The sequence below is a fragment of the Collinsella sp. AF29-7AC genome, assembly GCF_003475665.1.
In the GTDB taxonomy this organism is placed as follows: Bacteria; Actinomycetota; Coriobacteriia; order Coriobacteriales; family Coriobacteriaceae; genus Collinsella.
This window is the reverse complement of sequence record NZ_QRQX01000017.1, coordinates 34,233-45,386: the sequence shown is the minus strand read 5'-3', so window position 1 is coordinate 45,386 and position 11,154 is coordinate 34,233. Positions and strand designations below refer to the sequence as shown.

Genomic DNA, 11,154 nt, shown 5'->3' with positions numbered 1-11,154 from the left:
ATGGCCTATTTGCTCAATGTGTTCGGCTGAGATCGGAAATCAACCACCTAGTCATTGGGGACGTCCCCAATGACCACATGAAAGCGCCCCCAAGCGGATGTGCTTGAGGGCGCTTCTTGCTTGCGAGGTTATGACTCGATGTAGTCCTTCAGCTTGCTGCTGCGGCTCGGGTGGCGGAGCTTGGCCAAGGTCTTGGACTCGATCTGGCGGATACGCTCGCGCGTGACGCCAAACTCGCGGCCGACTTCCTCGAGCGTGCGGGGATGCCCGTCGACAAGGCCAAAGCGCAGCTCGATAACCTTGCGCTCACGATCGGCAAGCGAGTCGAGCACCTGAGTGAGCTGCTCCTGCAGCATGGAGAAGCTGGCGGCATCGGGCGGAACGATAGCCTGGGAGTCCTCGATAAAGTCGCCCAGCTGGGAATCCTCTTCCTCGCCGATGGGGGTCTCGAGCGACACGGGCTCCTGCGAGATCTTCTGGATCTCGCGGACGCGGTCGGCGCTCATGTCCATCTCGGCACCGATCTCCTCGGGGGTCGGGTCGCGACCCAGGTCCTGAAGGAGCTGGCGCTGCACGCGGACGAGCTTGTTGATAGTCTCAACCATATGCACGGGAATACGGATGGTACGGGCCTGATCGGCAATGGCGCGCGTAATGGCCTGACGGATCCACCACGTGGCGTACGTGGAGAACTTAAAGCCCTTCTGGTAGTCGAACTTCTCGACGGCGCGGATCAGACCGAGGTTGCCCTCCTGGATCAGGTCAAGGAACAGCATGCCGCGGCCGACATAGCGTTTGGCGATGGAGACGACCAGACGCAGGTTTGCGCTGATGAGTGCCTGCTTGGCTTCGAGGCCCACGTTCTCAATGCGCGTAAGACGACGCATCTCGGCACGCGTGAGCTCGAGCTCGCCGGCATCGGCAGCCTCGAGCTTCTCGGTGGCCTCGAGACCGGCCTCGATCTTCATGGCCAAATCGACCTCTTCGGAGGCGGTCAGCAGGTCGACCTTGCCGATCTCCTTGAGGTACATACGAACCGGATCGCCGGTCAGCATCACCGTGGAGGCATCGATGCCACGCACGCGGGAGCGTGAACGGGACGTGCGCACGGTGCGCTTCTTCTTGCTCTTGGAAGAACCCATCTCGGCATCGGCCTGACGGGCCATCTTGAGCTCGTGATCGTCGAGCGAGCCGGAATCGTGCTCGTCGTCGTCATCGAAATCGTCGGTATCGGTATCGTTATCGTCATCGTCGACGTCCATGGGGGCGTCGTCGTTACCGCTCGCGGAGATAATCTGGATGCCGCTGTTGCGCAGCGCGGAATACACCGCGGTGAGCTGCTCGTCAGAAACATCGATATCCTTCAGGGCGACCTGAATCTCGTCCTCGGTTACCGAAGTCCTGTTTGAGCCGTTGCCCATGAGCTTTGCAACGTAGGATTCCAGCCCAGTACCCGTGCTCTCAGTCTTTTTTGGCACAGATTCTCCCTTCATAGTCCACAGGACTCAATACTTTAGCACACACATAGGCGTCTATACCCAAAAAGAGGACTGGATATAGGCGAGAATACGCTGGTTGACCACAACATCTAGGCCTGTTCGGTGCCTGCGGCCTCCAGACCGATCAAACGGAACGGGTCCGCCACGCCGCCGATAGACTTTTGCAGCTCGCGTTGACGCTGCGAATCCTGCGCGGCCTGCACGGTCAACGCGCGACGGGCCTCATCATCGAGCGAACGGTCCTGGCGCAGCTTGGCCTGTGCGGCACGCATGCGGCGCTTGATGGTGTAGAGCTCGAGCGTATCGAGCATGAACACGATGTTCGTCTCGGTGGGGTGCTTGCTCGTCGCGGAGATGCGCCCGGCACTCACAAGCGTTGCCGCCTCGGGACAGACCGAGCGCGCCGCATCCATGCAGGCTGCAGGATCGGTTCCCGGCGGCGTTGCCAGAACGGCCCATGCGATGGACTCGTGACGTGGGTCAACCCACTCGATAGAGCAGATGCGGTCGGCATACGTGCGGAACAGGTCGGGGTAGCTCGTGAGCATCGTCAACAGCTCGCGCTCCCCTGCCAAGGACTTGCGCTCAAGATCAGTAAGAACCATCGGCGCCGCCGCAGCCGGAGCGCCCGAACCATCAGTCACAGGCACAGCACCCATACCATCAGGCACATCGATCGGCGGCAGGTCGTCGACGACCTCCACGGGCGCGGCACCGTAGGCATCGAGCGGGACGTAGTCATACGGCTCTTCTTCGACCGGCGCGGACACCGGCGGCGTCGCGCCCGATGCCCAAGCACCGCGAGATGCCCCCTGCGAACCAGACGTCCGACCGCCCGCGCTACCAGAGCGCTCGGCTTGCGCCCGCTGGCGTTCATAGTTCTGCTCACGACGTCGTTCCGCATCTTCGCGCTTGGCGACATCGCGAAACACGCGACCCGAACTCGCGCGAACCGTCTCCAGATCCAAACCCAGCAGATCGGCAATCTGGATAAAGTATGTGTCGATCATATAGCTATCGCGCAGCGGATAGATAAGCGTCAGCGCATCTTCCAGTGCCTTGGCACGACCGCCCGGCGTGGTGATGTCACTCGACTCCTGCAGCGAACGGTAGACAAAGTCCATGAGCGGCTCGGCAGCGTCGATGCGCGCCTGAAGCTCCTGTCCACCATGCGCCGTGATGAACTCCATGGGGTCGTTGCCGTCGGGCAGCACCACGCAGCGCAGGTCCATCGAATCCTGCTCGATAAATTGAATCGCGCGACGGGCGGCCTTCTGGCCCGCGGCATCGCCATCGAACATATACACGATACGCTTGGCAAAGCGGGTGAGCGTCTTGACGTGATGCTCCGTGAGCGCGGTGCCCAGCGTGGCGACAACGTTTTTGATCCCCGCCTCCCAGCAGGCGATACAATCGGTATAGCCCTCCACCACGATGGCCGTATCCTGCGCGACGATAAACTCCTTGGCCCAGTTAAAGCCATAGAGGTTTCGCTTTTTATGGAACACGCTCGTCTCGGCGGTGTTGAGGTACTTGGGTTGGCCGTCACCCATGATGCGCCCGCCAAAGGCAATGTTGTGACCCTGCTCGTCAAAGATGGGAAACATCACGCGGTCGTAGAAGCGGTCGGCAAGCTGCCCGCGCCCGCGGCTCACGGCAACGTTGGCGTCGATCATCTCCTGCGGGGTAAAACCCGCCTGGGACAGGTGCGACACCAGCGCGTTGCGGCCCGGTGCAAAGCCCAGGCAGTAGCGGCGGCAGACGTCGCAACCCATACCACGGCTGGCAAAGTACTCGCGTGGACGGCCGTCCTTACCGCGCATAAGCATGGTGTGGTAGAACTGGGCGGTCTCGGCACACAGATCGTAGATGCGGGCACGCTTGGTACCGCGCTCGCGACGATCTCCGGTGTCATGCAGCTCAATACCCGCACGATCGGCCAAATAGCGGATTGACTCGGGAAAGCTCAGGTTTTCGCGCTTCATGATATAGGTGAAGACGTCGCCGCCTTCGCCGCAGCCAAAGCAGTGCCAGACCTGCGTAGCGGGGATAATGTGGAAAGAAGGCGTCTTTTCGCCATGGAAGGGGCAGCAACCCCAAAACTCATGGCCGCGGGGCTTGAGCTCAACCGTTTCCTGCACGATGGCAACTAAGTCGGACGCAGCGCGTACCTGGTCTTTTTCCTCATCGCTAATCACGGATACTCACCCCCTGCTCGCCCAAGTTGTGACGAATATCCTCGATATTACCCTCGACGGTCGAGATCAACTCATCCAGCGATTCGAACACACGCGAGGGACGCAGCCAGCGCGTAAACGCCAGCGAAACGGAAGCGCCGTACAGGTCGCCCGTATAACCAATTAAGTTAGCCTCGAGATGCGATGAAGCGGCATCGTCGGCATACGTCGGCGGCAGGCCGACATTAACGGCAGCGGGCCACGCGATGTCATCGACGAGCACCAGACCCTCATACACACCATCGGCAGGCACCTGAATGCCGTCGGGAACCTGCAGGTTTGCCGTGGGAAAGCCCATGTCAGAACCCTCGTGACGGCCACGAATAACACCGCCACGCAGCATATACGGGCGGCCGAGCAACTCAGCAGCAAGCTCCACATGGCCCTGTCCCAGCTCATGACGAATGCGGGTGGCGCAAATGGCCTCACCGCCCTCGCAAAGCAGGTCGTGACCATACACGTCAACGCCGCGCTCGGAACCCCAAGAGCGCATCTCGGCAACACCAGAAGCACCGCCACGACCCAGCCTAAAGTCGCTGCCAACGCGAATCGAACGAATGTCGACCAGACGCGACACCAGCGAGAGAAAAGCAACATGGTCGAGTGCCGCAACCTCAGGCGTAAAGGGAACGGCCACCACCGCATCGACCCCGGTCTGAGCCAAGGCATGTAGACGGTCGGCCGTCGTCATCAATTTTTGAGCGGGCGAAGGACTCACCACAACGTCCGGATCGGGATCGAAAGTGACCACGACCGCCTTGCAATCATGGGCGCGCGCATCGCTAACAAGCGCCGCAATGAGCTCCTGGTGTCCACGGTGAACGCCGTCGAACACGCCGATGGCAATCGATGCGGCACCCAGGTGCTCACACTTATCAAACGCATCGGCAGTAACGATGTGAGCCACGTCCGACTCGCCCGCGAAAAAAATACGCGCGAGCTCGTGAGCGGACAACATCATCGAACACCGCCGATTGCCTGCGGAAACACGTGCTCCATGACAAAGCGGCCACCCTCGATGCGGGCGAGCGCCTTGAGTCCCCCATCGAGCACCAACGCAAAAGGCGACTTCGAGGTATCGAAATCGGCAAGCGCACGCTCAACGGGAATGCGTCGACCGCAGAGCAGATCGTCGGCAAGATTGCCCGGCAAGTCAACACGCGTGGCGCCCAGGGCCGCAATGGGATCCAGGGCAAAGCCAGCCGCGGACTCGGGAGAAAACTCCTCGACCGCATGACAAGCGCCAATGGAAACAACACCGGAGGCCGTGCGGCGCAGCGCGGAAATGTGCGCGGCGCTCTCGCAGGCGCGGCCCAAATCGCGAGCGAGCGCACGGATATAGGTACCCTTGCTCACTGAGAACGCCACGGTCCACACACACGTATCACCTTCGCCTCCCACGGCGATCAGGTCGGCGGCATAGACCTCGACGGGGCGCGGAGGTAGGTCCACCGCATTGCCCTCGCGAGCAGACTTGTAGGCGCGAACGCCATTGACCGAGATAGCCGAAAACGCCGGCGGCACCTGCATCTGCGGACCCAGCAAAGCGGCCAAGCGCTCACGGGCATAGGCAGGATCGCGGAGCTCGTTGGCAACAGCCACCGTGCGGACCGCCTCGCCCTCCGCATCATCGGTATTGGTCTCGGCGCCAAACGAGATGTCGGCGACATAGCTTTTGGTATCGAGGGTTAGCATGCCCAGCAAACGAGTAGCCTGGCCAACACCCACCACCATGACACCCGATGCCATGGGGTCGAGCGTGCCGGCATGGCCGACGCGACGCTCATGGAGGGCGCGCCGACATTGCGAGACCACATCGTGGGACGTGCAGCCCACCGGCTTATCGACGGCGAGCAGCATATTCAGTTGAGAAGGCGTACGACGAGCCATGTACCATCCAAAAAGTTAAAGCTCGACGGTCACCGAAGCGGGATCCTCCCCTACCAGTTCGGCCAGCATGGGAAGTGCCACGGTGAGCGTCTCGAGAATCGTTCCGTTGTTGGAGAAACCGGCGGCAGCGGGATGTCCGCCTCCGCCAAAAGCAGCAGCGATCTCGGACACGTTGAGGTCGCCCTTGGAGCGCAGGTTGCCGCGCACCTTGCTATCGCCCTCAATGCCCTTCAGGAACAGGCAGACTTCGACGCCCATCACCGAGCGAACCACATCGACCAGGCCGTCGCACTCATCCGAGGTGACACCGCAGGCCTCAAGGTCACTCTGGTACGCGTAGCTATACGCGACGCGCCCGTGGGCCACCGTCTTGATGCGGCCCATAACGATGGACTTGAGGTGCAAAAACTCAACGCGCATGCTCTGGTAAACCTCGAGTGCCACACGCGCCGGATCGGCACCGTGGGCAACCAGACGCGAGGCTGCATGGAACGCGGCGGCATCGGCATTTTGATACTGAAAACGGCCGGTATCGGTAACCAAGCCACACAGCAGGCAGGTCGCAACGCCATCACGTGCGACAATGCCGCAATTGTCCAAGAAGCGGTCGATGATCATGGCGCAGGCTGCAGCTTCGACGCGCCTCAGGCTGAGCTCGGCAAACTCCTCGCGCGCCGGATGGTGATCGAAGCACACCACATGCTTGGAGCGACGAAGCACCTCGGCGGAGTTGTTCAGGCGCTCTACGACCGGTACGTCCACCGAGATGAACAGGTCAGGATTGCCAGTGTACGCAGATGCCGGCACCAGGCGATCGGAGCCTTCCATAAAGCGGTAGATACGCGGAACCGGATCATCGTCTGCCAACAGCAGCGCAATGTCCTTGTTGGGAAAAAACTTCATGAGCGAAAGGCCCAGACCCAACACGGAGCCCAGGGCGTCGCCATCGGGAGAAGTGTGTCCCGAAATCGCAATGGAGGACGCACCCTCGATGAGCTCGAGGATGCGTCGCTGAATATCTGCAGACTCGCACGAGGCGAGGTCGGCGGAATTAGTCATCTAAAGCTGCCTCCTGGGCGGCATCCGCTATCGGATAGCCGTCCTCGTCCTTTTCGATCGCAAGCGTGGCGGGAACGTTTTCCAGCGCACGCGTGATGCGCTCGGCCTCATCGGTCGAGCGATCGATGCGAAAATCGAGCTCGGGCGTAACACGCCAATCGAGCGAGCGAGCCAACAGACTGCGAATACGGCCCTTAGCGCTTGCGAGCGCCTCCATGACCTCGTCGTAGCGGCTCGCATCGCACGACACGAACACACGCGCGAACGAACGGTCCACCGCGACCTCGACCGCGGTCAAAGTAACCAGGTCGAGACGCGGATCGGAAACCTCAAAGAGCAGGATATAACCGAGCTTCTCGCGAAGCTGCTCGCCCAGACGGCGGGTTGCCTGCGTTTGCTTCATAGCGCTACCCCCTACTCGGTACGGGCAACCTGGTCGATGCGGTAACCCTCGATCTGGTCGCCGGGCTTGATGTCCTGGAAGTTCTCCAGGCCAATGCCGCCCTCGGAACCGCTCTTGAGGCTCTTGGCTTCGTCCTTGTAGTGACGCATCGAGGCGATCTTGCCGTTGAAGACCACGATGCCGTCGCGCACCAGACGCACGGAATCGGTCGCGGCGATCTCGCCCTCTTCGACACGGACACCGGCGGCGATACCGACTTTGGGCACCTTGAAGGTGTCCAGGACGGTCGCGGTACCCGTGGAGACCTCGACCTCGGTGGGCTTAAGCATGCCGATACGGGCAGCGTCAAGTTCCTCGAGGCACTTGTAGATAACGTCGTAGCAACGGATCTCGACGCCCTCGCGCTCGGCGGCGGAACGTGCCTTACCGTCGGGGCGGACGCCAAAGCCGATGATGATGGCGTTGGAGGCGTCGGCCAGGACGACGTCGGTCTCGTTGATGGCACCAACGGCGGAGTGGATCGTGTTGATGCGAACCTCGGACTGATCCATCTTGTCGAGCGAGTCCTGAAGGGCCTCGATGGAACCCTGGACGTCGGCCTTGATGATCAGGTTGAGCTCCTTGACCTCGGCGTCGGCAATGGTCTCGAAGAGGTTCTCGAGCGTGACGTGCTTGACGCGGCTCTGCTCCTCGATACGGGCCTTGAGCGAACGCTCGTCAGCAAGCGCGCGAGCCTCACGCTCGTCCTCGAACACGCGGAACTCGTCACCGGCGTTGGGCACGGACTGCAGGCCCAGGATCTCGACGGCGTCGGAGGGACCGGCCTCGGTGACGGCGCGACCCTTGGGGTCGAGCATAGCACGGACGCGGCCGTAGGTAAGGCCGGCGACCAGCGTATCGCCCACGTGCAAGGTACCGCGGGTCACGAGCACGGTAGCGACCGAGCCGCGGCCCTTGTCGAGCTTGGCCTCGAGGACGTTGCCGGAGGCAAAGGTGTCCGGGTTGGCCTTGAGCTCGAGCACGTCTGCCTGGAGCAGCACGGTCTCCAGAAGGTCGTCGATACCGATCTTCTGCTTGGCCGAGATGTTGACGAACATGTTCTGTCCGCCCCACTCCTCGGGGATGACGCCGTACTCGGTGAGCTCCTGGCGCACGCGGTCGGGGTTGGCACCCGGCTTATCGATCTTGTTGACGGCGACGACGATGGGTACGCCGGCGGCCTTGGCGTGGTTGATCGACTCGACCGTCTGGGGCATGACGCCGTCGTCGGCAGCCACGATCAGAATAACGATGTCGGTCACCTTGGCACCACGGGCACGCATAGCCGTAAAGGTGGCATGACCCGGGGTATCGATGAAGGTGATCTTGCGGTCATTAATCATGACCTGCGAAGCACCGATGGCCTGCGTGATGCCGCCCGCCTCGCCGGCAGCGACACCGGTGTGACGGATGGCGTCGAGGAGGCTCGTCTTGCCGTGGTCGACGTGGCCCATGACGGTGACGACCGGGGCGCGCGGCTTAAGGTCGGCGGGATCGTCGTAGAACGAGAAGGTGTTCTCCTCCTCGGGGGTGATGATCTTGATCTGACGACCCAGGTCGTCGGCAACGAGCTCGACGAGGTCATCGGACATGGACTGCGTCATGGTGAGCGGCGTACCCAGTAGGAACAGGCGCTTGATGATGTCGTTGGCCGGAACGTCGAGCGCCTCGGCGAGCTCCTGGACGGTAACGCCCTGGGAAACCTTGATGGCGTCGAGCTCCTCGGGGTTCACGCCCTGGGCCAGCGCTTCCTCTATCTTGCGCTCCTCCTGAGCCTTGGCAGCCTCGCGCTCGCGCTTCTCCTTGCGCTTCTTGCGGCGACCGGTGGACTCGCGAGAGGCCTCCTCGACGGCGGCACGAGCCTCCTCGAGCACCTTCTCGCGGCTGTACTCCTCGGCCTCGCGAGCCATACGGCTGTAGTGGTCCTCTTCGTTGTTGTGACCGCCCTTGCGCTTCTTGCCCTTGCCCTGCTTATCAGGGTTGGGGAAGTCCATGCCAGCAGCGACGTTGTTGCTGGCGTTGGTGCGATGGCTGTGCGGACGGCTCTCGGAGGCGTTGCGCTCGGAGTTGTTGTCGGAGGCGTTACGATCGTTACGGCGGCCACCGCGGCGATCATTGTTGCCGCCACGACGGTTACCGCGCTCGGCGGCGCGCTCGGCCTTGGCCTTGTCCTCGGCGTCCTTCTTCTCCTTGAGCACGGTCTCCTGTGCGGCGATCTGGTCGAGCAGCGAACGGAAGCGCGAACCGGAGTCGGAAGCGGGAACGGCGCGGCGCTGGGCCTCGCGGGCAGCCTCCTCCTTCTCGCGGGCAAGGCGCTCCTGCTCGGCCTTCTTCTTGGCCTCGGCCTCGGCGCGGGCAGCCTCCTCGGCAGCCTGGGCTGCGGCAAACTGGCGGCGTTCCTCCTCGCGTGCCTTCTCGGCGGCGATGCGCTCGCGCTCGGCCTCGGCGGCGCGAGCGGCCTCCTCGGCGGCAGCTGCCTGCTCCTCGGCCTGCTTGGCGGCCTCGACTTCCTGAGCGCGGGCCTCGATCACCGAGGCGAGCTGCTTGCGGACCATGGCGACATAGGCGTCCTCCAAAGTGGAGGACGCGGACTTAGCGGGAATCTTCATTTCGGCGAGATGACCCATCAGTTCCTTGGAGGTCATGCCGAACTCTTTGGCCAGGGTGGACACACGGACTTTTGCCATATGACTTCACCTACCCTTTCTGGCACCTTGGGTGCCTAGAGACTGAACGAGCGAGGGAGACGCGCCGGGACCCGCCCGGCGCGACCGCGCGCTAGATCAGGTCCTCCGCATCATCGAAGGCGTCGGTGTCGTGGACACCGCAGAAACGGGAGCCGGGACGAGCCTGGTTGCGGCACTGGACGCCGTCCTCGGACACGTACTCGCAGCGGCGGACGTCCTCGTCCTCCTCGTCACCGATCAGGTCGGCGGCGGGCTCCTCGTGAACGGGAACGTTCTTGAGGATGTCGGCGGCAAGCGTCTCGGACTTAATGTCGATGTGCCAGCCGGTCAGGCGCGCGGCGAGGCGGGCGTTCTGGCCCTCCTTGCCGATGGCAAGGGACAGCTGGTCGTCGGGCACGATGACGCCGGCGTAGGCCTTCTCCTCGTCGATGAGGACGCGGGTGACCTTAGCGGGCGACAGGGCGTTGGCGACGTAGACGGCAGGATCGGCATCCCACAGGATGACGTCGACGCGCTCGCCACGGAGCTCGCCCACGACAGCGCGAACACGGCTGCCCTTGGGGCCGACGCAGGCACCCACGGGATCCAGACGGTCGTCGAGCGAGTGGACAGCGACCTTGGAACGCTGGCCGGGCTCGCGGGCGATCGACTTGATCTGGACGGTGCCCTCATAGATCTCGGGCACCTCCTGCTCAAACAGACGACGCATGAGCTCGGGGTGGGTACGGGAGATGACAATCGGCGGACGGCTGTGCTCGCCACGAACCGGCTGCAGGTTGGAGTTGGGGTCGCGAACGTCGATGATCACGGCCTTTATATGCTGGTTGTGCAGGTAGCGCTCGCCCATCGGACGCTCGTTGCGCTCGTTCTCGTAACGGCGCTGATCGAAGTGCGGCAGCTCGGCCTCGACGCCCTCGCGAATCTTGACGATCGTGAAGTCGGGCGTGGACTGCAGCACGGTACCGCTGATGAGGTCACCGATGCGGCCGGAGAACTCCTCGTAGATCTGCTCACGGGCGGAGTTACGCACGATAGCGTTGATCTCGGCCTTGGCGTGCTGGGCGGCGATGCGGCTCGTGTTCTTGGGGGTAACGTCGATCTCCTCGAACTCGGTGAAGTTGCCCTCCTCGTCCATGGAATCGTCGATCGGCTCCAGGCGGTAGACATAGATCTTGCCGGTGGTGCGGTCGATGGTCACCTTGGCGCCCCACTCAAGATGCAGGATCTCGGCGTAGCTCTTGGCGAGCGACTGCTCCAGGCGGTCGATCAGGTAGAGCTGGTCGATGTGCTTCTCCTGGCAAAGCTCCATCAGGGCGGACATCATGTCGGATGCTGCCATC

At 62.6% G+C, this 11,154-nt stretch carries 8 protein-coding genes; all 8 read right to left on the bottom strand.

All coding sequences use genetic code 11. The features are described from left to right. Nucleotides 1-128 precede the first annotated feature (128 nt). A complete protein-coding gene (gene rpoD / locus DWZ15_RS08145; protein WP_055286388.1) occupies nucleotides 129-1,478 on the bottom strand; it encodes an RNA polymerase sigma factor RpoD in 1,350 nt (449 codons plus the stop codon). A 110-nt stretch (nucleotides 1,479-1,588) separates the two neighbouring features. Then, nucleotides 1,589-3,697, bottom strand: a complete 2,109-nt coding sequence (gene dnaG / locus DWZ15_RS08140; RefSeq protein WP_118450390.1) for a DNA primase — start codon at nucleotides 3,695-3,697, stop codon at nucleotides 1,589-1,591. Continuing rightward, the gene (gene ribF, locus DWZ15_RS08135) at nucleotides 3,690-4,643 is read right to left on the bottom strand and encodes a riboflavin biosynthesis protein RibF (protein ID WP_233539738.1); all 954 of its coding nucleotides are present in this window, start codon (nucleotides 4,641-4,643) and stop codon (nucleotides 3,690-3,692) included. Before ribF ends, dnaG begins: the two co-directional genes overlap by 8 nt. Nucleotides 4,644-4,693: 50 nt before the next feature. Further along, nucleotides 4,694-5,626, bottom strand: a complete 933-nt coding sequence (truB, locus tag DWZ15_RS08130; protein WP_117629488.1) for a tRNA pseudouridine(55) synthase TruB — start codon at nucleotides 5,624-5,626, stop codon at nucleotides 4,694-4,696. Between the two features lie 15 nt (nucleotides 5,627-5,641). Further along, a complete protein-coding gene (locus tag DWZ15_RS08125) occupies nucleotides 5,642-6,685 on the bottom strand; it encodes a bifunctional oligoribonuclease/PAP phosphatase NrnA (protein ID WP_117629487.1) in 1,044 nt (347 codons plus the stop codon). Beyond that, nucleotides 6,678-7,088 (bottom strand): 30S ribosome-binding factor RbfA, encoded by a 411-nt coding sequence (gene rbfA / locus DWZ15_RS08120; RefSeq protein WP_117629486.1) that lies wholly within the window; start codon nucleotides 7,086-7,088, stop codon nucleotides 6,678-6,680. Before rbfA ends, DWZ15_RS08125 begins: the two co-directional genes overlap by 8 nt. A gap of 11 nt (nucleotides 7,089-7,099) precedes the next feature. Then, a complete protein-coding gene (gene infB / locus DWZ15_RS08115) occupies nucleotides 7,100-9,814 on the bottom strand; it encodes a translation initiation factor IF-2 (protein WP_117629485.1) in 2,715 nt (904 codons plus the stop codon). A 91-nt stretch (nucleotides 9,815-9,905) separates the two neighbouring features. Further along, nucleotides 9,906-11,153 (bottom strand): transcription termination factor NusA, encoded by a 1,248-nt coding sequence (nusA, locus tag DWZ15_RS08110; RefSeq protein ID WP_117629484.1) that lies wholly within the window; start codon nucleotides 11,151-11,153, stop codon nucleotides 9,906-9,908. Nucleotide 11,154 lies beyond the last annotated feature (1 nt).

What these genes read in the sequence shown, in the direction of transcription:
- truB (WP_117629488.1), bottom strand. Translation starts at nt 5,626, where the DNA reads ATGGCTCGTCGTACGCCTTCTCAACTGAATATGCTGCTCGCCGTCGAT.
- DWZ15_RS08125 (WP_117629487.1), bottom strand. Translation starts at nt 6,685, where the DNA reads ATGACTAATTCCGCCGACCTCGCCTCGTGCGAGTCTGCAGATATTCAG.
- rbfA (WP_117629486.1), bottom strand. Translation starts at nt 7,088, where the DNA reads ATGAAGCAAACGCAGGCAACCCGCCGTCTGGGCGAGCAGCTTCGCGAG.
- infB (WP_117629485.1), bottom strand. Translation starts at nt 9,814, where the DNA reads ATGGCAAAAGTCCGTGTGTCCACCCTGGCCAAAGAGTTCGGCATGACC.
- nusA (WP_117629484.1), bottom strand. Translation starts at nt 11,153, where the DNA reads ATGGCAGCATCCGACATGATGTCCGCCCTGATGGAGCTTTGCCAGGAG.